At 63.1% G+C, this 22,282-nt stretch carries 19 protein-coding genes; 10 read left to right on the top strand and 9 right to left on the bottom strand.

The features are described 5' to 3' along the window. Nucleotides 1-43: 43 nt before the first annotated feature. The 6 genes from Pan44_RS23580 to Pan44_RS23605 form a co-directional block, all read right to left on the bottom strand. A complete protein-coding gene (locus Pan44_RS23580; protein WP_145034211.1) occupies nucleotides 44-1,909 on the bottom strand; it encodes a glycosyltransferase family protein in 1,866 nt (621 codons plus the stop codon). 150 nt (nucleotides 1,910-2,059) lie between these two features. Beyond that, nucleotides 2,060-2,569 carry a peroxiredoxin gene (locus Pan44_RS23585; RefSeq protein WP_231754145.1) on the bottom strand — a complete coding sequence of 170 codons (510 nt, stop codon included), beginning with the start codon at nucleotides 2,567-2,569 and terminating at the stop codon, nucleotides 2,060-2,062. Nucleotides 2,570-2,787: 218 nt separating this feature from the next. Next, nucleotides 2,788-3,159 (bottom strand): VOC family protein, encoded by a 372-nt coding sequence (locus Pan44_RS23590; protein ID WP_197453603.1) that lies wholly within the window; start codon nucleotides 3,157-3,159, stop codon nucleotides 2,788-2,790. A 32-nt stretch (nucleotides 3,160-3,191) separates the two neighbouring features. Next, nucleotides 3,192-4,277: a hypothetical protein gene (locus Pan44_RS23595; protein WP_145034213.1), complete on the bottom strand. Its 1,086-nt coding sequence runs from the start codon at nucleotides 4,275-4,277 to the stop codon at nucleotides 3,192-3,194. Between the two features lie 125 nt (nucleotides 4,278-4,402). After that, on the bottom strand, nucleotides 4,403-5,968 hold the full coding sequence (gene cysS / locus Pan44_RS23600) for a cysteine--tRNA ligase (protein ID WP_145034214.1): 1,566 nt from the start codon (nucleotides 5,966-5,968) through the stop codon (nucleotides 4,403-4,405). A 234-nt stretch (nucleotides 5,969-6,202) separates the two neighbouring features. Continuing rightward, the gene (locus Pan44_RS23605) at nucleotides 6,203-6,421 is read right to left on the bottom strand and encodes a hypothetical protein (protein WP_145034215.1); all 219 of its coding nucleotides are present in this window, start codon (nucleotides 6,419-6,421) and stop codon (nucleotides 6,203-6,205) included. Between the two features lie 165 nt (nucleotides 6,422-6,586). On the opposite strand from Pan44_RS23605, the gene Pan44_RS23610 reads away from it, so the two are divergent. Beyond that, a complete protein-coding gene (locus Pan44_RS23610) occupies nucleotides 6,587-7,909 on the top strand; it encodes a 3-keto-disaccharide hydrolase (protein ID WP_145034216.1) in 1,323 nt (440 codons plus the stop codon). A 165-nt stretch (nucleotides 7,910-8,074) separates the two neighbouring features. On the opposite strand, the gene Pan44_RS27590 is transcribed toward Pan44_RS23610, so the two are convergent. After that, the gene (locus tag Pan44_RS27590; protein ID WP_197453604.1) at nucleotides 8,075-8,380 is read right to left on the bottom strand and encodes a hypothetical protein; all 306 of its coding nucleotides are present in this window, start codon (nucleotides 8,378-8,380) and stop codon (nucleotides 8,075-8,077) included. Nucleotides 8,381-8,948: 568 nt separating this feature from the next. On the opposite strand from Pan44_RS27590, the gene Pan44_RS23620 reads away from it, so the two are divergent. The 5 genes from Pan44_RS23620 (at nucleotide 8,949) to Pan44_RS23640 (ending at nucleotide 14,075) form a co-directional block, all read left to right on the top strand. Next, nucleotides 8,949-11,717 (top strand): M16 family metallopeptidase, encoded by a 2,769-nt coding sequence (locus tag Pan44_RS23620; RefSeq protein ID WP_231754146.1) that lies wholly within the window; start codon nucleotides 8,949-8,951, stop codon nucleotides 11,715-11,717. Continuing rightward, on the top strand, nucleotides 11,714-12,034 hold the full coding sequence (locus tag Pan44_RS23625) for a hypothetical protein (protein WP_145034217.1): 321 nt from the start codon (nucleotides 11,714-11,716) through the stop codon (nucleotides 12,032-12,034). Before Pan44_RS23620 ends, Pan44_RS23625 begins: the two co-directional genes overlap by 4 nt. Nucleotides 12,035-12,044: 10 nt before the next feature. Continuing rightward, nucleotides 12,045-12,557 carry an HYExAFE family protein gene (locus tag Pan44_RS23630; RefSeq protein WP_261342623.1) on the top strand — a complete coding sequence of 171 codons (513 nt, stop codon included), beginning with the start codon at nucleotides 12,045-12,047 and terminating at the stop codon, nucleotides 12,555-12,557. A 4-nt stretch (nucleotides 12,558-12,561) separates the two neighbouring features. Then, a complete protein-coding gene (locus Pan44_RS23635; protein WP_145034219.1) occupies nucleotides 12,562-12,804 on the top strand; it encodes a hypothetical protein in 243 nt (80 codons plus the stop codon). Between the two features lie 224 nt (nucleotides 12,805-13,028). Next, nucleotides 13,029-14,075 carry a beta-ketoacyl-[acyl-carrier-protein] synthase family protein gene (locus tag Pan44_RS23640; RefSeq protein ID WP_197453605.1) on the top strand — a complete coding sequence of 349 codons (1,047 nt, stop codon included), beginning with the start codon at nucleotides 13,029-13,031 and terminating at the stop codon, nucleotides 14,073-14,075. A 379-nt stretch (nucleotides 14,076-14,454) separates the two neighbouring features. On the opposite strand, the gene Pan44_RS23645 is transcribed toward Pan44_RS23640, so the two are convergent. Continuing rightward, on the bottom strand, nucleotides 14,455-15,789 hold the full coding sequence (locus Pan44_RS23645) for a DUF1552 domain-containing protein (protein WP_145034221.1): 1,335 nt from the start codon (nucleotides 15,787-15,789) through the stop codon (nucleotides 14,455-14,457). Between the two features lie 56 nt (nucleotides 15,790-15,845). Continuing rightward, nucleotides 15,846-18,281, bottom strand: a complete 2,436-nt coding sequence (locus tag Pan44_RS23650; protein WP_145034222.1) for a DUF1592 domain-containing protein — start codon at nucleotides 18,279-18,281, stop codon at nucleotides 15,846-15,848. Between the two features lie 526 nt (nucleotides 18,282-18,807). Between Pan44_RS23650 and Pan44_RS23655 the strand changes: the two genes are divergently transcribed. The 4 genes from Pan44_RS23655 to Pan44_RS23670 all read left to right on the top strand — a co-directional run bounded on the left by Pan44_RS23655 (nucleotide 18,808) and on the right by Pan44_RS23670 (nucleotide 22,221). Further along, nucleotides 18,808-19,899 (top strand): DUF1559 domain-containing protein, encoded by a 1,092-nt coding sequence (locus tag Pan44_RS23655; protein ID WP_145034223.1) that lies wholly within the window; start codon nucleotides 18,808-18,810, stop codon nucleotides 19,897-19,899. Between the two features lie 104 nt (nucleotides 19,900-20,003). After that, nucleotides 20,004-20,414: a hypothetical protein gene (locus tag Pan44_RS23660; RefSeq protein ID WP_145034224.1), complete on the top strand. Its 411-nt coding sequence runs from the start codon at nucleotides 20,004-20,006 to the stop codon at nucleotides 20,412-20,414. A gap of 143 nt (nucleotides 20,415-20,557) precedes the next feature. Continuing rightward, complete coding sequence (locus Pan44_RS23665) at nucleotides 20,558-20,749, top strand: hypothetical protein (protein ID WP_145034225.1); 192 nt, start codon at nucleotides 20,558-20,560, stop codon at nucleotides 20,747-20,749. A 425-nt stretch (nucleotides 20,750-21,174) separates the two neighbouring features. Continuing rightward, nucleotides 21,175-22,221 (top strand): DUF1559 domain-containing protein, encoded by a 1,047-nt coding sequence (locus Pan44_RS23670; RefSeq protein WP_145034226.1) that lies wholly within the window; start codon nucleotides 21,175-21,177, stop codon nucleotides 22,219-22,221. The last annotated feature ends 61 nt before the right edge of the window (nucleotides 22,222-22,282 follow it).

The following is a 22,282-nucleotide window of genomic DNA, read 5'->3' on the forward strand; positions in this document are numbered from 1 at the left end:
AAACCGGGAGAGCCACTGCTGGCAGAGTCGGCCGCAAATACGATTAGTCGCCGAGGCGACTCCACTGGCGCTTGGCCGCGTCGAAGACGAAGGGGGTTCGCTCCGGGAAGAGACGTGCCGCGAGTTCGCGGTTCACGGAGGGCCTCAGCCGGGCGACGAGCACGGGGCCATCGAGCGTCGGCCGGTTCGTCACGTAGTCCATGTGCAGGTCGGTTGGATCGGGCTTCACGAAGACGATCATCGGTCCGTTCGTCGCCAGCTCCTCCGCCTGCGCGCGGAACTGGCCGTATCGCCGCCGCGCGAACATCGCCTCACTGCGGGCGATGGCGACCCGTGAAGTCCAGAGGGGCTCGATGGAGATGTCGTTGATCAGGATGGCCAGGGCGAGCAGGGCGGCCCACCAGAGACGCATTCTCGGCATGGACCAGGAGCGCCAGATCGAGCCCAGACGCACCGTGGCATACGCGATGATCAGCAGCAGAAGCGGTCCTGATTCGAACACGTAGTGCCAGTCCATGATCCCTGTAAACCAATAAGGGATATGAACGGCGTGCAGGCTGACGATCGAAGCGCACACGAGTTTCCAGGCGGCTGACAGCCTTCGCCAGTCGAGAAGTACAACGGCCAGCGACAAAAGCAGGGGGATTGTGGCCAGAGTCCAGCGGGAGCTGCTGGTGGCGCGGATGCCGACGTTTTTCAGCGCGAGGGCTGGAGTGAGGTTTTCAGCCCAGCTGTCGTAGTGTTCGAGCGTTTTCGGCCCGGCGACCTTCTCGCCGCGCGTCACGTTGTTAAAGCCGTAAACGTGCCGGGGGGTGTAGAGGTCGGTGTAGAGTTGATAAGGCGAGACGAGGGCATCGCCAGTGATGGAGTGGTTGTAGGCGAGCAATCCGACGGCCCCGATGACGAGTGGGAAGCCAAGGGCCAGGGTTTGCAGGATCGAGGGGGGGAGGCGCGCTTTGAGTGTGTCGGCTCCCGGCATGGAGGGCTGGCGTCGGATAAGCCGCCAAATCCAGTCGATGCCGAAGGGGAGCGCGAATCCCGCGGCCGTCATCGGGCGGCAGAGCATGGCGAACGCGAGGCCCGTTCCGGCGATCAACGCCAGGCCGGCGGATGGCCGCTGACGGCAGGCGAGCATTGCGGACAGGAAGAGGATCAACCCGAGCATGGTGGGCATGTGGGCGACGAGCATGTTGCTGAAGACGAGCATGCCGGGCGAGACGACATACAGGAGGCCGGCCACGATCCCGACGGCGCGTCCGGAGAGGAGTCGGCCCACCAGGAACAGACCCGCGGCGATCAGGCCGTTCGCCAGCCATTGACCTTCCCATGGGTTTCCAAGGCTCACGAACGGAGCGAGCCACGCGCCGACGCCCGGGAAATACCGGCTGGCGAAACGCCCTTCGTTCAGGACGTGCATCTGATCGAAGAGATCGGAATACTCGGGAAAGCTGGGCAGCCAGGTTCGCCCGTCGAGAAAGGTCTCGGCCTGGAACAGGTAGCTGTATTCGTCGTGGATTGCCGGAGGAAGCCCTGCGAAGGGTGCCGCGTACCAGCGGGCCGCGAATGTTCCGGCGGCGGCGAACACGAGCGCGAGGAGGAAGTCGACGAGGGGTTGCGGCGGGGATCCAGCCGGCGCGGTGGGGCGCTCGCGTCGACGACGTCCGGACTGCCAGACGAGGGGGGCTGCGAGGAGCAGGACGAGGAACGGGCTGGAGTTTTTCGAGTCTTCGAAGAAGCGGCCGTTGAGGGCTGCGGCCCTGTTACCGGCGTCTGAAAAGTGGAGCGCGACGAATGCTGCAGTCGCGAACGTGATGAGGGCCCAGGCGATGGCGTGTGTGGCCGGGCGTTCGACGAGTGGCCGCCGCGGAGCGGGATCGAGCGTAGGAGCGTCGGTCGGGGCGGAAGACACGGGGGAGCGTTGGGCGGAGCGGGATCAGCCAGGCGCACAGGCGCTGGACGAAAAACGCCCCGGCGAAGAGCGGACGGCCGGGGCGCGAATGGCCTGGATTTCAAACGTGAAGCCCCCGGCTGCTGGCGAGCGGCCGGGGGCTGTTTCGATTTACTTCAGCGACTTGGCGACTTCGGCCACCGTCTTGCTGTCCTCGGCGGCCTTCACCATCTTGTCGATGTACGCGACCTTCTTGTTTTTGTCGACGATGATCGTCCAGCGGGCCGTCGTGATCGGTCGGACGAGTTCCTCCGTCTTGCCGTCGATGACGGCCTTCACCGTGCCGCCAGCCTTGGTGGGAACTCCGAACGCCTCGGCGACTTTGCCTTCGGTATCGGCTAACAGCGCGAAGTTGAGGTTTTCCTTCTTCTTGAAGAGCTGGTGGTTCTTCACGGTGTCGCCGCTGACGCCGACGACCTCGATACCGGCCTCCTTCAGCTTGGGCAGATCGTCGCGGTAGGCGCACGCCTGCTTGGTGCACCCGCCGGTGGTGTCGGCCGGGTAGAAGTAGATCACGACGACGTTCTTGCCATAGTGGTCGGAGGCCTTCCAGTCGTTCCCCTGGTCATCTTTGACCGTGAAATCCGGGGCCGCATCGCCGACTTTCACTTCGGCCGACATGACGTTCGTTCCTGCAAAGACCAGAGAAAATACCGCTGACAGAACAACCGATTTCACGAGAGCACCTCTTGGAGTGGGCAGGCCGTAAGTGGCCGTCGATGGGGCAGGACGCGTCATGCGAACGGTGTGGGACGCGGGGGAACATCCGTCCGCGATTCTGAAAGCATGAGCGCCGCGGGAAACTTCCACAACCTTGCAGGGCTTCCCGCGCCGACCGCTCACTTCATCGAATGCAGCCCGATCGAGTTCCCTTCACTGTCCGAGAACCACGCGATGAACCCGTGCGGTCCGATCGACTTCTTCGGGAACAGGGTCTTGCCTCCCGCCTGCTCGATCTTCACCAGGGCGGCCGGAATGTCGTCCACGGGGAAGTAGACCACCGTCCCGGTCGACGTCGGCTCGTAGCCTTTGCCCGCAATCAGCGCGCCCGCGGCCCCGGGGGCCTGAGAGTCCATCGGGAAGAAGACCATCTCGTACTCGTTGACGCGTCCCGAGGTCATCTCGAAGCCGAAGACGCTCTGGTAGAACCGGGACGCCCTGGAGAGGTCTTTGGCGGAGATCTCAAACCAGCCCACGGGGTTCATCTTCATCGCATCGCTCTCCGTCGATGGACATTCGGTCGTCAGTCACGCTCAAGCTTCGCCGTCATCGATTCTCCGCCGTACTTCGCCACCAGCTTCTGGCAGGCATCGCGGATTCTCGGATCGGTCCGTTGATTGTGAAGCTCAACCAGCGCGCCGGCCACCTTCAATTTCAGGGAATCGGGGATTCCGAATCCCAGTCCCCACAGGGCCCGGCCGCCGTTGTTGACCCAGTCTGGATCGCTGAGCGTCTCGATCAGGCATGCGATCACCGCTTCATTCTTCTCGGAGAGCGTCGAGACCCCGAAATAGATCGCGTCATGATGCGAGGCCTGATCCGAAACCAGTTCGACCAGCCGGGCGGCCAGCGCGTCAGAAACACGCGCCCCCCACAGCCCTCGCAGCACTTCGCGACGAACGTTCCGATCGTCTGACTTCAGCAGGCCCATGATGATGCGTTCGGACTCGCCCTCGATCCGGCCTTTGTCGCTGGACATGTGCAGCAGATGAGAAATCGAGGACTTCAACGCGTCGGGATCGCGAACGTAGGCATCCTGGACGACCTTCAGGTCGGAGGGCTGCCGATCGACGTTGGCGAGCGCATACAGCGCGGCCAGCAGTTCGGCGCCGCGGGCCTCCCCCGTTAACTCGAGCAGGCGTTCCCGCAGGCCCGCGCGGTCGAATTTGACGTCTCCCGTCTGCGACAGCGCGCGAAGCGCCGCCACGCGACGCTGCGGATCGGCTCCTTTCAGAGCGTCGCGAATCTCGCCCAGCGCCTGGGTCCGTTGACGGTCGGCTCCTGACCCGATGGACCGCAGATCATTGACCCATTGCTTCTCGAGTTTCGCAGCGTTCTGCCGGGCGCCGGCCGACATCCTCGTCAGCAGCCGGACCTCCCCGGAGGCCGATTCGAGCGTCTTCTGCAGCTCGGCCAGGGCTGCGGGGTCTGGAATCCCCTCCTTGCCGATGGCGGCCCGCCACTCCGCCACTTTCTTCTGAAGCTGGTCCGCCGCCTCGAGAGACTCCTTCGCCGCTGCCGCCGCTGAAGGGGCACTCTCCTGGGCGTACGCCGGGATGGCCAGGGTCAGTTGAACCGCCAAAACGGCCGTACTGCGTCGAAAGTCCATGGGATCGCTCCGTGACAGGGCCGCTTCGTACGGCGGGCTGGCATTCAGAACATCACACGAAATTCTGCGGACCGGGGCACGAAATCACAATGACGCGCCCCATCGGCGGCGTATGGGCCAGCCGTTCAGCCTTTCGACCAACGCACCCCGTCCGGACGGTCTTCAACCACCACATTCAGTGCCTTGAGTGCGTCGCGAATCTTGTCCGCCACCGCCCAGTTCTTGTTTTTCCGCGAATCAGCCCGGATGTCGAGAATCAGCTGCATCAGGCCGTCCACGAGGGCGTCGTCCGCCCCGGCATTCTTCGAAGGCGCGGTTCGGAAAACTCCCAGCGTGTTCGACAGTTCCTTGAGCAGCAGGACTCCCGCCGTGAGCGCTTTCTTCTGGAGATCGGAGGCAGCTGCGCCCCCGGTGGTCATCTGGCCGAGAGAACCGTTGAGCACCCGCCGCATGTCGAACAGGCACGCCACCGCGCCGCCCGTGTTGAAATCGTCATCCATCGATTCGACGAACCGGTCGCGGAGCGCGATCAGTTCCCCGCAGGCCTTGGGGTTCTCCTCCTCCAGCGGCATCAGGTCGGTCGTCTTTTCGAAACTCCGGGACGCCTCCAGCGCGTAGAAGCTCTTTCCCGTCACCCGCTCGAATTCTTCAAACAGGCGATAGAAGCCCTCGAGACTCTTGCCCGTCGCCGCGATGTTCTCGAGCGAGAAATCGATCGGGCTGCGGTAGTGGGTGCTGAGGAGGAAGAACCGCACTGTCTCCGGCGGCTGGTGGGCAAAGACCGCCGTCTTCACCGACTCGGCCCCCGCCGAGCCCGCGAGCTTCCCGGCGATCTGGTCGTCGGCCGACTGAGGGGTGTCTCCCGCTTTGCTGTGGGCGCCGCCAACCTTGCCGGATGACTTGCCCGACTGCATCAGCCCATTGTGGAGCCAATAGCGGGCGAAGGGCTTGCCGCTGCAGCATTCCGACTGAGCAAGCTCGTTTTCGTGATGCGGGAACATCAGGTCGAGGCCGCCGCCGTGAATGTCGATTGAGTCGCCGAGAATCTTCGCGCTCATGGCCGAACATTCGATGTGCCATCCCGGCCGGCCCGGGCCCCACGGGCTGTCCCAGGCCGGCTCGCCGGGCTTGGACGATTTCCACAGGGCGAAGTCGGCCGGATTCCGTTTCTTGTCGTTCGCTTCGACGCGCGTGCCGGCGAGCATCTGGGCGATGCTGCGGTTGGAAAGCTTGCCGTAATCCGGATCGCTCTCGACGGAGAAATAAACGTCGCCATTCAGGGGATAGGCGTGTCCCTTCTCGACGAGGCGGCCAATCATTTCGAGCATGTCGCCGATGTGATCGGTCGCATACGGGAACTGGTCGACCGAGTCGACCCCCATCAGCTTCAGGTTGTCGAAGTAGTCGGTCGTCATTTGCTCGGCCAGGGCCTTGACCGTCGTCCCCTTTTCCTGGGCTTTGACGATGAGCTTGTCGTCGACGTCCGTGATGTTGATCACGAACTGGACGTCGAACCCCTGGTACACGAGGTAGCGCTTCACGGTGTCGAAAATGACCGGGCCGACCATGTGGCCGATGTGGGCCGGCTTGTAGACGGTCGGTCCGCACAGATACATGCGGACCTTTCCCGGCTCGACGGTCTGGAAGTCTTCCTTCTGGCGGGTCAGCGTGCTGTAGACGCGAAGCGACATAAAACTGCGTTCCGTGCAGGCGGCGAGCGTTCCCATTCAGCACCATTGCTGTTCGAGCGAACGTCCTCCCTGGGCCTTGAGCGGAATTTAGGTGGACCATGCGGCGAATGCCAAGCACTTCTGGCCGCCAGACGCCCTCCCGACCCGCCCGGGCCTCAGATTCTGGCCGAGATCCGGAAGCAGACCGGTCCGGTCGAGGTGGAATCGGGCGGAAATACGTCGTCGAGGGTCAGTTCAAACCGCCGGCGGATGGCTCGCGGGCGAGCCAGCGGTCGTCCGCCGATGCTTCATCCATTCGTTCGTCAAATGGACCGCCGTGAATCCCGTTGTCAGCGTGAACAGCGGTCCCATCCCCTCTGCGAGGCCGACGATGAACGCGAAGAGGGCACAGCCAATGCCGAAGGGGCGAAGCCGCTGCTGGAGTCTCGGGTTCGTTTCCATGCGACTGTCCATGCACGCCACCTTACCAGCCAGCCGGAAGATCGGCACGACTGGGAACGATTGGACAGGACTTGTACAGAAAATGCGTCACACCGCCAGCGCGCTACACATCGGCCGTGCCGCGGCTTACCATCGCGCTCCTTCCTGTGTTCCCGCCCCTGTTGATTGAGGTGACCGGTGCCCCGCTTTGCTGTTTCCCTGGCCCTTCTGGCCGCGCTGTCGCTCGCAGCCGGTTCCGCTTTTGCTGCCGAGCCTCCGGCCGGCTACACGTCGCTGTTCAACGGTCAGGATCTGACCGGCTGGCACGGCGTCAAAGGAGACTTCAATCCCGAGAAATATGGGACGACGCCCCCCGAGGAAATGGCCAAGCTTCGCGAAGCCTGGGCCAAGGACGTCGCCGAGAACTGGAAGGCCGATGGCGGCGACATCTACAACAACGGCAAGGGCGTTTACCTGACGACCGACAAGGAGTTCACCGACTATGAACTCCTGATCGACTACAAGACCGTCGCCAAGGCCGACAGCGGCATCTACCTCAAGCACACCCCCCAGGTGCAGATCTGGGACTGGACGAAGGAAGCCGACAAGTGGAAGAACCGCGCCGATTTCGGCTCGGGGAGCCTGTGGAACAACTCGGCCGGCAAGCCGGGCAAGGACGCGCTCGTCCTGGCCGACAAGCCGTTCGGTGAATGGAACAGCTTCCGCATCCGCCAGATCGGCGCCCGCACGAGCGTGTGGCTGAACGGCAAGCTCGTCGTGAAGCACGCCATCATGGAAAACTACTGGGACAAGACCCGCAAAACGCCGCTGCGGCACAAGGGCCCGGTGCAGCTTCAGACGCATGGCGGAGAGATCCGCTGGAAGAACGTCTTCGTGAAGGAATTCACTCCGGAAGAAGCCAACCAGCTTCTCGCGGAAGATGGCGAGCCGGGCTTCGTTCCGATCTTCAACAGCCAGGACTTCACCGGCTGGCAGGGAGCCGTGGACAACTATGAAGTGGTCGACGGCGCGCTGCAGTGCAAGCCGGGCAAGGGGGGAGTCCTCTACACGAAAGAAGAGTACGGCGACTTCAAGGTGCAGGTGGAATTCAAGCTCCCGCCGGCCGGCAACAACGGCCTGGCCATCCGATTTCCGGGTGGAGAAGGAGACGCCGCGTACATCGGCATGACCGAGCTGCAGGTGCTGGACACCGAGGATCCGAAGTACGCGAAGCTCGATCCCCGGCAGGCTCACGGGTCGGTGTACGGCATGATTCCCGCACACCGCGGTTACCTGCGCCCTGTGGGCCAGTGGAACTTCCAGGAAGTGACCGTGAAAGGCCCGAAGATCACCGTGGAGCTCAACGGCAACGTGATCCTGGATGGCGACGTCTCAACCGTTACCGAGTTCATGGCCAACAAGCCGCATCCGGGCAAGGACCTCGCCAAGGGGTACTTCGGATTCGCCGGTCACAAGGACCCGGTGGCGTTCCGCCGCGTCCTGATCAAGAAGCTCGATTGATCTGAGCGGGCGTGGCCCACCGGGCTTCCGGTGGGCCACGCCTGTCATGAAAAAAAAAGAACGGCCTCGACGTTCCGTGAACGTCGAGGCCGTTCTTGTTTTTGACGCTGTCTGCTTTTGATTCACGGCGAATCGGGATTCAGGGCGAATCAGAGGGCTCGAGGCTCAGTAGTCCTCGTCTTCTTCCTCTTCCTCATCGTCGTCGTCATCATCGTCGTCGAGGTCGTCTTCGTCGTCGAATTCCTCGTCGTCGAACTCCTCGTCGTCGAATTCTTCTTCATCGTCGAATTCTTCTTCCTCGTCGTCGAATTCTTCGTCGTCTTCCTCTTCTTCTTCGTCGTCGCCGAACTCTTCCGAGTCTTCGAACTCTTCATCGCCCATCACGATGGTTCCGGCGGCTCCAAAGAGTTCTTCATCGGCGGCGCCGGTCTCAGTAAGCCTGGACCCGGCGTCAAAGCTGGTCTTCATCATCGGTGGCAACCTCTCACTCTGTTGCGGGTGGTTCGGAACCAGCCGTCCGATGACGGCCACAGTTTCAACTGCAACGGTTCACACTTCTTTAACTTCGAACGGCGCAGACTCAGGACCTGTGAGACGACGATTGCCGCCCGACTTTGCGTTCTCTGCCGCCCAGCGCGGTGGTGAACGCCCCATTCGCACGTTCAAACTGCGCGTCTGTTAGCCGATGGAACCGCGGGCTGTCAAGCAACCCAAACCCCTCACTCAGGGCGAATTCCAAGGCGAGGTTACGATCGGCCGGGCAGTGCCGGGGGCGTGAGCAAAATCTGGCGAATCCACCGGACTTTCCAAAGACGCGACCTGCCGGCCTCCGGCAGGTCGCGGCCCCCGTCCCAACCCCCTGTCGCCGGGAGAGCGCGGACCCCGCGGGGCATGCGCCCGGCGGCGGTGATCGCACCGCCCTCACACCTTCGGAGCCGGGCCGGCCTGTTTCCCGGGTTTCTGGACATCGCTACTATCCCGGGACAGGCCCGCCCTATCATTTGCGGGGGCTCCCCAGGTAGCGATCAGGATTCTGTTCATGCGCACGGAACGTGCTTCTCGGCTCATCGCCGGCGCGGTATTGATGGGAGTGTTGATGTCGACGACGACTGCGGAGGCCGCCGGCCCCGAGCTCGTGACTTCGGTCGAGGGCATTACGGAATACAGGCTGTCGAACGGGCTGCGGATCCTGCTGTTCCCGGATCCCTCCAAGCCCCAGGTGACGGTCAACCTGACGGTGCTCGTCGGCTCACGGCATGAGGGCTACGGCGAGGCGGGCATGGCCCATCTGCTCGAACACATGGTCTTCAAGGGGACGCCGACGTTTCCCGAGGTCCCCAAGGTTCTCAAGGAACATGGCGCGACGTTCAACGGCACGACCTGGCTCGACCGCACGAACTACTACGAAACGATGCCGGCTACGGACGCCAACCTCGAGTTCGGCATCCAGCTGGAAGCCGACCGGATGGTCAACAGCTTCATCCGCAAGGAAGACCTCGAATCGGAGATGACGGTCGTCCGCAACGAGTTCGAACGGGGGGAGAACAGCCCTGAACGGATCCTGTCGCAGCGGATGATGTCCGCCGCGTATGAATGGCATAACTACGGCAAGTCGACGATCGGCAACCGGGCCGACATCGAGCGCGTGCCGGTCGAAAGCCTCCGCCGCTTCTACAAGAAGTTCTACCAGCCCGACAACGCGATCCTGACGGTGGCCGGCGACTTCGACCCGGCCAAGGCGCTGGCGTTCGCCGAGAAGCATTTCGGCGTCATCCCGCGGCCCGACCGGGTCCTCGAGAACACGTATACCGAAGAGCCTCCCCAGGACGGCGAACGGATCGTCACGCTCCGCCGCGTCGGAGACGTCGCGCTGGCGGGTGCGATCTACCATATCTGCTCAGGCGCCCACCCCGACTACGCCGCCGCCGACGTGCTGCAGCACATCCTGACGGCCGCCCCGTCGGGACGCCTGTACAAGGGGCTCGTCGAGACGCGCATGGCGACCCGCATCGACGGCAGCGCCTACGCGCTGCACGATCCGGGCGTCCTCACGCTGATGGCCACGGTGACAAAGGGGAACGAACCACAGGACGTCCTCTCCCGATTGACGGAACTCGTCGAAACGATCGGCGAGGAAGGGGTGACTCAGGAAGAGGTCGACCGGGCCGTCCGCTTCTGGATGAAAACCTGGGAACTGGCGATGACCGACTCGTCCCAGACGGCCGTGCAGCTCAGCGACTGGGCGGCCCAGGGAGACTGGCGGCTGCTGTTCCTGTACCGCGACCGGCTGGAGAAGGTCACGCCTGAAGAAGTGAAGGCCGTCGCGAAAAAGTATCTCACGCGAAACAACCGGACCGTCGGACTGTTCATCCCGTCTGAGAAATCGGAGCGGATCGCGATTCCGCCGACCCCCTCGCTCGCCGAAATGCTCGGCGACTACAAGGGACGGGAAGCGATCGCCATGGGCGAAGCGTTCGACGTGTCGCCAAAGAACATTGAAACCCGGACGACCCGCGGCCGACTGGGCAGCGGGCTGAAAACCGCGCTCCTGCCGAAGAAGACCCGCGGCGAAACGGTCCAGTTGCGGCTGACGCTGCGGTATGGAGCGCCCGAGACGCTTGTCGGACTGAACACGGCAGCCGAGGCGCTCCCGACGCTGATGCTCCGCGGGACGAAGCTCCTCTCGCGTCAGCAGATCCAGGACCTGCTCGACAAGAACAAGGCCCGCATCGCGGCCTCGGGCTCGATCGGCGAGGCGTCGTTCAGCATTGAAGCGACACGCCAGACTCTGCCTGCGGTCCTCGAACTCCTCCGGCAGGTGCTCCGCGAGCCGACGCTTCCGGTCGCCGAACTGGACACCATCCGCAACCTGAAGCTCAGCAGCCTGACTCAGCAGCTGACCGATCCGCAGGCCCTGGCTCAGACGGCCGTGCAGAAGGCGCTCAGCCCTTATCCGCCGACCGACGTCCGCTATACGCCGTCCACGGCCGAAGCGATCGAACGCTGGAAGGGGCTCGGGCGCGACGACGTCGTGCGGCTGCACCGCGAATTCCTGGGCGGCGAGCGTGGCGAGTTGTCGATCGTCGGCGATTTCGACGTCGAGTCGACCCAGGTGCAGCTCTCGAAGATCTTCGACGGCTGGACCACCGCTCAGCCTTACGTGCGGATTTCCCGCGCCGGCAGCACGCCGATCGCCGGGCGCGTCGAGAAGATCGAGACGCCCGACAAGGACAATGCGGTGTACTTCGCCGGAGAAGTGATTCCGATGAAGGACTCCGATCCCGACTACCCGGCGTTCACGATCGGGAACTTCGTGCTGGGCTCCAGCGGCCTTTCCTCACGGCTGGGCGACCGCGTCCGCCAGAAGGAAGGCCTGTCGTACGGCGTGGGCTCGCTGTTCCGTGCCGGGGCGCTCGATGAACGGGCCATTTTCTCGGCCTACGCCATCACCAACCCGACCAACATGCCGAAAGTCGACACGGCGATCCGCGAAGAGACGTCAAAACTGCTGTCGCAGGGCATCACGGAGCAGGAGCTGGAGGCGGCCCAGCGGAGCTACCTGGAAAACCAGAAAGTTCTCCGCTCCGATGACAGTCACCTGGCGAGCATCCTGAGCAGCACGCTCGAGGCCGATCGCGATATGAGCTTCTATTCGAAGCTGGAGTCGCACATCTCCGGGTTGACGACGGACGCCGTGAAAGCCGCGCTGCAGAAGCGACTCAGCCTCGACAAGCTGGTCATCGTGATGGCAGGCGACTTCGCCCGTGTGGAAAAAGAAGCGGCCGCGACGCCGCAGACGGAGAAGTGAAAGAAGTTCACCACGGAGGCACAGAGGACGCAGAGAAGAGGGAGATCGCGGCCTGGGAGGCGTGCCCCGGGTTGGTTGAGAGGGGAGATTTCGACACGAAGGCATCCTTCATAGGTTCACGAAGATGGAAAAATGGCCTTTGTGACCCTGATAAAACTCTTCGTGTTGTGGTGGTGATGATCGAGGTGGTGACAGATGCGTCCGCCACAACATTTGAAGGCGAGGAGTTCAGGGCGGAACTTGACTTTTACCCCCGCGACCTCCCTTGTCTCCGTGCCCTCCGTGTCTCTGTGGTGAACCGAGCCTTTCAGGAGTGACCCCATCGCCATCCGGTCGAACCACTACGAGCTGGCGTTCGAGGCCTATCTGCGGGGGCTGAGGCGTCCCTACGTGGCCGTCAACGAGAACCGCCGCGCGCTGGCGGAGGAGATGTCGCTCAAGTCGATGGATTTCATCGTCTATGCTCCGGCCCGGCCGCATCTGCTCGTCGATGTCAAAGGGCGGAAGTTCGCCGCCTCCTCTGCTGGCGGGCATCCCTGGGAGAACTGGGCCACAGTGGACGACGTCGAATGCCTGCTCAAGTGGGAGGCCTGTTTCGGGGCCGATTTTCGCGCCGCGTTTGTCTTCACCTATGACGTGGACGCCGCCGCGGCCGAAGGGTTTCCCGAGCTGTTCCGGTTTCGCGACCGGGCGTATGCCTTTTACGTCGTGTACGTGAGCGAGTACCTTCATTCGATGCGGCAGCGGTCGCAGAAATGGGAGACCGTTTCGCTGCCGGCCGCGGAGTATCGGCGGCTGAGGCGGCCGCTGGACCAGCTTCTGAACATCACCCTGGGATAGTCCCTTGTCGAGCAGTGACGACCACATTCCGGCTCCGCGCGGGCATCGGACCGGCGGACCGGCATTGCCGGCCCTCGTGGCCGTGGCGGCGCTCGCAATTTCGGCGTTGCCGGCGCTGGCCCAGGCTCCCGCGCCGACTCCGGCGCCCGTCGTCATCACCCGCAGCCTGACGCTCGAATACATCATCGTGGTCGTGATGATCGGGGCCGCGCTGTTCGCGGTCTGCCGCTCGAGCCGGCGGAACTAGAGGTCACAGCCGCGATGTCTGGCGAGATTCGCCCGGTCGCTGTGACCGGAATCGGAATTGCTTCGCCCCTGGGACTCTCCCCGGACGAACATTGGGCCGGCGTTCTCGCGGGAACCCGTGCAGTCCAACCGCTCGCCTTCGATGCCCTCGAAGGTGACATTCCCCGACCGTCTGGCTGGGACCATTGGGCCGGCGCTCGGCTCGCCGGCAGGTCAATTCGATCGATGCCTCACTGGTTCCTCTCAGGTCTCTCGGGCGTACTGGCCGGGGAAGCGTGTCGGCGGGCCGGACTTGGTGATCTGCCGCCGTCCGTGCTCGGCCGCACTGGCATTGCCTTTGGAACCAGTAAGCCGGTGTTGACGCCCTGGTTCGAACCTCCCTTCGTCGACTGGGAAGGGCACTTGGATGATTGGGACGAGGAGCAGCGAGCCATCGTCTATCGGCTCTCGGGCCCGGCCGAGGAGATTGCCCGCCGCCGGGGCTTTCAGGGGCCTGCAGTTGCTCCTTCGGCGGCGTGTGCAACGGGCCTGGTTTCGATCATTCGAGGTGCCGAACTGATTCGCGACGGAGCCTGCGACCTGGTCGTTGCCGGAAGCGCGGACAGTTCTTTGCATCCCGCTTATCTGGCCGCCTATCGCCGCATGGGAGTCCTCGCGCCGGCCAGTGATGATCCCGCCTTCAGCTGTCGTCCATTCGACGCTCGAAGGAGCGGGTTTGCCGTTGGCGAAGGGGCCGCAGCGCTCATTCTCGAAGACATCGATCGCGCGAGGGACCGCGGCGCCACAATCCTGGCCGAGATCCTCGGGGCCGGGCTGACCTCGGACAACGACTCACTCGTCGAGGTCGATCCCACAGGCCAGTCGCTCGCGCGGGCCCTCCACGATGCGCTGCGAAGGAGCGGCGTCAGGCCTCAGGAGATTGACGCCGCGTCGCTGCACGGCACTGGAACGCGGCTGAACGATCTGTGCGAGACGAACGCGCTGAAGGCGGCCCTCGGGGAGCATGCGCGGCGCGTCTCGTGCTTCAGTCTCAAGGGATCGATCGGCCACCTGATGGGGGCCGCCGGCAGCGTCGAAACGGCCACGTTGATCCAGGCGATGCAGCACGGGATTGTTCCCCCCACCGTGAACCTGGAACAGCCGGATCCGGACTGCGATCTCGACTACACGCCCGGCCAGGCGCGAACGCGCTCGATCGACATGGCGGTCAAGCTGTCGCTGGGCTTTGGCGGGACGTGCGCGGCGCTGGTGATCCGCCGGCCGGTGAATTGAGAGCGGCTTGCCGGACGGCTCGGTTCACCACAAAGACACAGAGAAGCGGGAGATCTCGGGTTGGACGGGAGTGAGCTGGTGCGGTGGGGGGCGGAGATTTCGACACGAAGACACGAAGGGTTGGTAAAGGGAGTCCGATCAGATTGCGGGGGCCTTGGGGGGCATCATCGATCTGACTTCGTCATGCAGCCAGCGGCTTCCAGCATCCGGCCCGGGAGTTCAGGGCGGAGGCTGTTCGTCAGTCCGCGATCTCCCTCTTCTCCGTCCCTCTGTGTCACTGTGGTGAATCGAGCCGTTTTCGAATCGACGTTCGTGAAACCAAAAAAAGGCCCGGCATTCCTGCCGGACCTTTTTCGATTGTTCAGCAGCAGCCGAAGGGTCAGCTCAGGCCGGTCAGTTTCCCGGTGCTGTCGCCCATCCGCTCGGTGGAGGCTCCGACCTTGTCGAGCATTGCCAGGAACAGGTTCGTCATCGGCACTTCGCCCTCCAGCTGCATGTGGCGGCCGGTGGCGACGGCTCCGTTCCCCTTGCCGAGCATCAGGACGGGCAGGTCGTGGTGCGAATGGCGGTTGCCGTCGCTGATGCCCGAACCGTAGACGATCATGCTCCGGTCGAGCAGCGATTTGTCCCCCTCTTTCGTCGCCTTCATGCGGTCGATGAAGTAGGCGAACTGATCGACCAGGTACTGGTCGATCCGCTGGATCTTCACCATCTTCTCTTCTTCATTGCGATGGTGCGACAGTTGGTGGTGCGCATCAGTGACCTCGACCTCCGGATAGGTCCGGTTGGAGCCTTCGCTGGCCAGCATGAATGTCGAGATCCGGGTGGCGTCGGTCTGGAAGCCCATCACCATCAGGTCGTACATCAGGCGGATGTGTTCGGTGAGGGTTCCGGGAATGCCGTCCGGCGCAGGCTGGTCCGGAAGCCTTCCGCGGTCTTCCGACGCGCGGTCGATCCGCATTTCGATTTCGCGGATGCTGGTGAAGTATTCATCCAGCTTGCGGCGATCGGTCGTCCCGAGCTTCGAATTGAGCTTGGCGCTGTCGGTGGCGACGAAGTCGAGGATGCTCTTGCGGTAGTAGTCCCGTTCGGCCCGGGCCTGTGCGTCGCGAGAATCGCCGAACAGCCGCTCGAAGGCCAGCTTCGGATTGATCTCCTTGGCCATCGGCTGCGAGGGAGACTTCCAGCTGATGTTCGACGAGTAGGCGCAGCTGTATCCCGAATCGCAGCTGCCCGCCTGCCGGCCCGATTCGATGCCGAGTTCCAGCGACGGCAGTTTCGTCTCCCGGCCGTATTTCTCGGCGGCAATCTGATCGACCGACATGCCTGCCTGGATGTCCGCTCCGCCCGTTTTCTTGGGCTGGCAGCCGGTGAGGAACACGGCGCACGACCGGGCGTGGTCGCCGGCGCCGTCGCCGTTCGCACGGCCCTTATCGTGGGCGAGGCCCGAGACCACCAGCATGTCGGAGCGGTGTTTCTCGAGCGACGTCAGCGTCTTGGGGAGTTCGAAGTCGGTTCCGGCCTTCGTCGGCTTCCAGTCGCGCATGATGGCGCCGTTGGGGAAGAAGACGAACGCCATTCGCGTCGGCGCCGCGGCCACGGCCCCTTTCGCGGCGGCTCCAGCGAGGACGGTTCGCGGGAGCATCGCATCCAGAAACGGCAGTCCCAGCGAGGCGCCCATGCCTTTCAGGAAAGTTCGTCGCGGCAGATGCATCAGTGCATTCCTAACTGGGGATGAACTTCAAGGCCGCAACGCGCGGCTGGTCGAGGTCAACGGTCCGCCTGACGGGTCATCCGGAACGGCTCGCTCTGGACGATTCCCAGGACGAGCGCCGAGAAACGTGACCCATTCTCCTTCAGCCGCTTCGTAATCGCGTCGATTGCGCAGCGGTCGTAGTATTCTATTCCGCGCCCGAGAGCGTAAGTGAGCAGCTTTTCGGTCATGCAGTGGCGGAATTCGTCTTCCCGCGCCCGCAGGATCGACACCAGTTCTCCAGGTCCGCTGAAATGCTCGCCCGACGGCAGCTGTGCGCGGGCGTCGATCTCGTTGGGGCCGTCCTTCACCCGCCAGCGCCCGATCGCGTCGAAATTCTCCATCCCGAACCCGATCTCGTCCATCACCTTATGGCACGCCTTGCAGCCCGGGTCGGCGCGGTGCAGCTCCAGCTGGGCCCGCATCGGCAGGTTCGGGTTGGCCTTGGTTGTCTCTTCAAGGCCGGGAACGACCGGCGGCGGCTCGGGCGGCTCGTCGCCGAGAAGCGTTTCGAGCACCCACTGGCCCCGTTTCACGGGGGACGTGCGCGTGGGATAGGACGTGAGGGTGAGGATGGCCGGTTGCGTCAGGATGCCTCCGCGGTTGGCGTCCTTGAGTTCCACGCGCTGGAAGTCGTTCCCCTTGACCCCTTCAATTCCGTAAATCTTCGCCAGCGACTCGTTGATGAACGTGTACTTGCCGTCGATCAGCGTGAGGATGCTGCGGTCGCTGCGGATCATCTCCTCGAAGAACATCTCCGTTTCGCGGATCATGTCCTCGCGGAGCTGCTCGTTGAACTCGGGAAACTGGTCTTTCGACGGCATGACATCTTCCGTCCGCAGCTTCCTCAGCGCCAGCCACTGCTCGGCGAAGTTCTTGATCAGCGACGCCGACCGCTTGTCGGCCAGCATCCGGGTCACCTGTTTCGCCAGGCCGCGCTCCGTTCGCAGTTCTTCGGCGCCCGCGGCCCGCATCAGTTCGTCGTCGGGCACGCTCGCCCACAGGAAGAACGACATCCGCGAGGCGAGCGAGTAGTCGTCGAGGATTCCACGGCCGTAGGCGTCGGTCTCACGAATGTTTTCGACGCGGAACAGGAAATCGGGCGAGACGAGCACGGCCTGCAACGCCACCTGCATCCCGCGTTCGAACGACTGTCCTTTCTTCGTGGCCAGGGCCACGAACTTCGCATACTTGCCGACTTCGTCGGACGAGACAGGTCGCCGGAAGGCGCGACGCATCAGTGACTGCAGGTTCACGCGCGCGGCCACATCCTGAGACGTCTTCGCGTCAGGAGTCACCCGCACCACCTGTGCGTTTCGTTTCTTCAATTCCTCTTCGGCTCCCACCGGCCCCTTGAGCGTGAGCGATTGCACGTACAGGTTGCGGTCGAGCTTCTTTTCGGCGTCGTAGAAGTCGTTCGTGAAGGCCACGGCCAGCTTGCTTTCGCCGGCCGGCAGGTCGACATCGCAGGTGAATCCGGGGCCGTTCATCCGCCGGCGGACTTCGAACTCCTTCAGAACTTTTCCGTCCTGCCGCAGTTCCATCTTGGCCGGATCGTCGCCCGCCTTGTCGGCATAGGCGGCGATGGTCGCGGTGTACTTGCCCTCGAAGTCGACCTTCACCGGCACGATCAATTCGCCGTTCGAGGTCAGGATGCGCGTGCCATCTCCGACTTCGCGGGACTTGTCGTTGATGAACTCCGTTCCGCGGATCGTCCTGGTCACCATCAGCGATTCAGGGGTGACGATCGCGCGGCTGACCACCTGTTCCGAGGCGTCGAGATACTTCTCGATCAGAAGCGGCGGGACCGTCAGCACGTCGCCGATGTTGTCGAACCCGTAGCCGACGTCATCCAGCGGGAAGTCCTTCGCGGGCTCGAAGTCGATCCCCATCAGGTCGCGGATCGCATTGTTGTATTCCGCCCGGTTCAGGCGGCGGACCGTGACCCGGCCCGGATCAACCGGCTTTTTACAGTCGACATAGAACAGCGAGTCGTCCATCCAGCGCGAGAGCAGTTCGCGCTCGGCCTTCGTTGGCTGCTCGGAGTCGGCCGGCGGCATGTTCTCCAGCCGCACCAGCGCAAACGCCTTCTCCCAGGTTTTCCGGTGTTTGGCGATCCCGCCATCGAGCATGAGCTTGAGATCGAGGCCCGCTTCGGGATCGGTCCCGGAGTGGCAGTCGACGCAGTACTTCTCGAACAGGGGGAGGATCTGCCCTTTGACGTCGAACGTCGGGCGGGTTCCGCCGGCCGCCACCGGTCCGGGAGCCGCAGCGGCCGCCAGTCGATCGGAGGGACCGCCGGTCAGGGCGACGATCGCGGCTGCTCCGCAGAGAACGGCCAGTGAGCCAGCCATCCGCCACGACGCGGACGTCGCCCGGTGTCGGAACGAGTCGTTGGTCGGGCAGAGAGAATCTGCGCGCGGCACGTCGTTGGGCATCGAGCGGTAGGACATTCTGGCGGGCGCCGTTGGAACTGGTCTGCGTGACGCAAAGGCCGGTTCTCGAGGCGGGAAACAGCGGGTGGGGAACAGGCTGTGTGGAGTGCCCAACTTTACCCCGATCTCCGTTCAAAGTCCATGAAACTCCGCAAATGTCGCTCCTTCGCGTGACGTCCGAAACCTGATCGATTCCTCAGAATGGCGGCCATGAGCGCGAGCCGTCTCCCCCAGGGAACGGGCGTTTTGAGCACATGAATGAGACCCCGACAACGATCTCGGTCGTTTTGCGTAGGGAGTAACCCCCAGGAGCGGGACCGATGGCCGGCGTCATGCCAGCTCATTCGATGCTGGCAATGGCTGAAAATGAGAAATCACCGTCAATTTTGGTTGCACAACTGTCACCCAGGGTTGACGGATGAGGGCGAGCGAAAAGAATTCGCACGCGACCAAGGTCTTTCCAGGGCGGCCCTGCTTGCGATGCAGGTCCGGAGATTGTTCTCAGCGCCGCCCAGACTCTTCGTGCTTCATGGACACTTTCAGTATGCCCGTTTCTTCGTCTGTTTCCCGTCGTGCCCGCGCGTTCACACTCATTGAGCTGCTGGTCGTCATCGCGATCATTGCGATTCTGATCGCTCTCCTGCTCCCGGCCGTGCAGCAGGCCCGCGAGGCGGCCCGCCGCTCGCAGTGCCAGAACAACATGAAGCAGATCGGGCTGGCACTTCACAACTACGAGAGTACGTACATGACGTTCCCGCCGGGAACGCGCGGCGGACGCACCTTTTCGAACGCCGGCGTGAAGGACGGCATCAACTGGCGTACGTCCATCCTCCCCTACATCGATCAGGCGCCGGTCTTCAACCAGCTCGACTTCGCCTCCAGCTTCGGAGCCGGCCAGACGGCCGCCCAGGCGTTCGCGAACGCGGCCGGTCAGCCCAGCAGCAACATCGTGCTGAGCGGGCTGGTCGTCCCCGGGTTCCTCTGTCCGTCCAGCTCGCTGGAAGTCTTTCCGACCAGCTACACCGATCACTCGGGCGTCGTGAAGACGCAATCGGCCACCGGCGGCGGGTTCAACAACAATGGCCGGGCCATGGGCATCCAGTACGTCGGCATCCAGGGAGCGGCCCGCAACTTCGACTGGATCGCCAATGGAAACGACGGCCGGAACTTCGATTGCGGCCACGGCTACAGCTGCGTCCAGGGCATGCTTCCCGTCAATGAGAACAAGAGCATCGCTTCCTGCACGGATGGAACCAGCAACACGATCCTCGTTGCCGAGCAGTCTGGATTGTCCGGATCGGTGAACGGCGGCCCCGGGACCAACCGGACGTCGAACTACTACGGGGGATGGTCCGGCGCGCGTCAGAACTGGGTGCCGAATTCCAGCTGCACCAACACGTCGGATCAGTGGCAGACCGGCACCACCTGCCTCCGCTGGGCCCCGAACTCGAAGTTCGAGCATGCCGGGAACAGCCATCCCTACCGCAATAACACGATCATCAACTCGTTCCACACCGGCGGCGTCTTCGTGCTGCTGGCGGACGGCAGCGTTCGGTTCATTTCCGACAACATCGATTTCCAGAATCTCAAGAAGCTGGCGATGCGCGACGACGGACAGCCGATTGGCGAACTCTAAGAGTTCGTGCCGGCGACCGTTCGACGACAACACACCACGGCCGGCGCTGGATGTCCGGCCGTGGTGAATTTTCATTCCAAGACACTGCAGAACCGAGGTTTGACGTGAGCAGGGTGATTGCTGTTTTGTTGCTGGGTGTTGTGATCGCGACCGGATGCGGTGAGAGCGGCCCGCCCGTGGGCACGGTTGCCGGCAAGGTGACCATCGGAGGCGCCGAGCCGAAAGACGCGGTCCGGATCAGTTTCGTCAATAACAGCATCGGCCAGGGGGCCGGCGCGAATGTGCAGCCGGACGGCAGTTATTCGCTCGAGCAGGGTCTCCCGCTCGCCGAGTACACCGTCTTCCTCACGAAAATTCCTGTGGCGTCGGATGGCCCGGCCACGACGGCCAGCGAAGTGCTGACGAGCGTGCCGAAGGAGTATCGCACGGAAGAGAAGTCGCCGCTCAAATTCGAGGTGAAGGGCGGCGCGAACCAGTTCGACGTGGAAGCGCCCGCCGTCGCTTCGAAGAAGTAAGCAATCCTTCTGAACGGCGCGCGCTCACGTCGCGTCGACGAGGGCCTCGAACGCTGCTGCTCCTCCTGATCTGACTTTCCTCCGATGTTGTTACCGAGCAGGGCGGCCACGCGCGTTGCGTGTTCTCTCGGACAACATCCACCATGCGGAACGCATGGATGGAAAGCTCGATGTCGAGCGGAGCGCCGGAGTCATACGGGGTTGCGAGGCTGATGTCGTCGCCGTGTCTTAAGGGGGGCGCCACCCCGATGTGGTGGAGATTTCTGTCCTGGTCGGTGATCGGGAGCCGCGGCGGAGTCGTTGTCGCCTGGATGTGCTGGGACGTCGGGTTTTGAGAAAGCCGGCAAGGAGCGCGTTGGACGGCGTGCGTGTGCATGTTGCCCGATCATTCGATGGGAAATGAATCGGGCACGGTCGTGCGTCGCCGGTGGTTCATGAGAATGCAGCTCCTTTCAACAGGCCGGATGAGGTTGTGCGCGGTGGAGCGGGAGATGGCCCTTCGGGGACATCGAGTGACGAAGCCCCCCGGGGCTCCTTCGTTCTCTCGGGCGTGGCAGTTGTCGCGACTGAAGGCGTCATGTGCGTTAATGGGCATCTCAACCGCCGATTCCGAGGTTGGGATTGACGGTCCGCTCCGCGATGAAAAAAAATACGATTGCGCATCCGTCATTCCTGCCTGAAGACTGTTGATTTGGGCTGCTCCAGTTCCGGCAGGCTTTTGTTTGCCCGTTCGCAGTTTTCTCGAATCATGGAGCTCCGCATGTCCTCTCCCTGTTCAGGTCGACGCCGAGCAAAAGGCTTTACGTTGATCGAGTTGCTCGTGGTGATCGCGATCATCGCAATTCTGATCGCACTGCTCCTGCCCGCTGTCCAGCAGGCTCGCGAAGCCGCGCGGCGGTCACAGTGTCAGAACAACCTGAAGCAGATCGGTCTGGCTCTCCATAACTACGAGAGCACCTACAGCGTCTTTCCGATCGGTTCCCGCGGAGGAACACTTTACGATCAGGCCGGCACGAAGAACGCGACGAACTGGCGCGTGTCCGTTCTGCCCTACATCGATCAGGCGCCACTCTTCAATCAGCTGAATTTCAACAGCGGTAGCTTCAGCTCAGCACCTGTCGAAGCGAATGCCTACCTTGGAAATGAGGTTCTCCGTGGATTCGTGATGCCCGCTTATCGATGCCCGTCGTCGGCCGCGGATCTTTTTCCCACGACCTATCTGAACTATGGCTCGGCGACAGTTCCGACTCCGTCCGCCAGCTTCAATAACGGGGGCCGCGGGCTCGGGATTCAGTATGTCGGAATTCAGGGGGCCGCCCCCAACTTCTCCTGGACCGCCCCGAAAGAGCACTTCGACTGCGATCATGGCTGGAGTTGCTTGACGGGCGCACTTGCCGTCAACCAGGCCAAGGGCATCAGCGCGATCACGGATGGAACCAGCAATACCATGCTGGTTGGAGAGCAGTCCGGTCTTGTGCGCGGGCAGAACATCTCATCGAACTATTTTGGCGGCTGGATGGGAGCTCGTAACCTCCTCGTGCCCGGCGCTATCTGTGATTCGCAAGTGGTCGACATCTGGCAGACAGGCACCACCTGCGTGCGATTCGCTCCGAACTCTCAGACGGCACAGAATGGCGCCAGTGCACAGCCCTACCGGAACAATACGATCCTGAATTCGTTCCATACGGGTGGAATCTTCGTCGCCCTCTGTGATGGAAGCGTTCGTTTCATCTCGGACAACGTCGACTTCCAGAACTTCAAGAAGCTTGCGATGCGCAATGACGGTCAGACGATCGGAGAGTTCTGACAGTCGTCCCGCGGACCCGGCTTCGAAGCACTTTTCGAAGCCGGGCGCACTTTTCTCGTCG

It is taken from the genome of Caulifigura coniformis (genome assembly GCF_007745175.1).
In the GTDB taxonomy this organism is placed as follows: Bacteria; Planctomycetota; Planctomycetia; order Planctomycetales; family Planctomycetaceae; genus Caulifigura; species Caulifigura coniformis.

Coding starts and splice junctions, on each gene's coding strand:
- Pan44_RS23585 (WP_231754145.1), bottom strand. CDS start 2,569: ATGTCGGCCGAAGTGAAAGTCGGCGATGCGGCCCCGGATTTCACGGTC.
- Pan44_RS23590 (WP_197453603.1), bottom strand. CDS start 3,159: ATGAAGATGAACCCCGTGGGCTGGTTTGAGATCTCCGCCAAAGACCTC.
- Pan44_RS23595 (WP_145034213.1), bottom strand. CDS start 4,277: ATGGACTTTCGACGCAGTACGGCCGTTTTGGCGGTTCAACTGACCCTG.
- cysS (WP_145034214.1), bottom strand. CDS start 5,968: ATGTCGCTTCGCGTCTACAGCACGCTGACCCGCCAGAAGGAAGACTTC.
- Pan44_RS23605 (WP_145034215.1), bottom strand. CDS start 6,421: ATGGACAGTCGCATGGAAACGAACCCGAGACTCCAGCAGCGGCTTCGC.
- Pan44_RS27590 (WP_197453604.1), bottom strand. CDS start 8,380: ATGATGAAGACCAGCTTTGACGCCGGGTCCAGGCTTACTGAGACCGGC.
- Pan44_RS23620 (WP_231754146.1), top strand. CDS start 8,949: ATGCGCACGGAACGTGCTTCTCGGCTCATCGCCGGCGCGGTATTGATG.
- Pan44_RS23640 (WP_197453605.1), top strand. CDS start 13,029: ATGCCTCACTGGTTCCTCTCAGGTCTCTCGGGCGTACTGGCCGGGGAA.
- Pan44_RS23645 (WP_145034221.1), bottom strand. CDS start 15,789: ATGCATCTGCCGCGACGAACTTTCCTGAAAGGCATGGGCGCCTCGCTG.
- Pan44_RS23650 (WP_145034222.1), bottom strand. CDS start 18,281: ATGTCCTACCGCTCGATGCCCAACGACGTGCCGCGCGCAGATTCTCTC.
- Pan44_RS23655 (WP_145034223.1), top strand. CDS start 18,808: ATGCCCGTTTCTTCGTCTGTTTCCCGTCGTGCCCGCGCGTTCACACTC.
- Pan44_RS23665 (WP_145034225.1), top strand. CDS start 20,558: ATGCGGAACGCATGGATGGAAAGCTCGATGTCGAGCGGAGCGCCGGAG.
- Pan44_RS23670 (WP_145034226.1), top strand. CDS start 21,175: ATGTCCTCTCCCTGTTCAGGTCGACGCCGAGCAAAAGGCTTTACGTTG.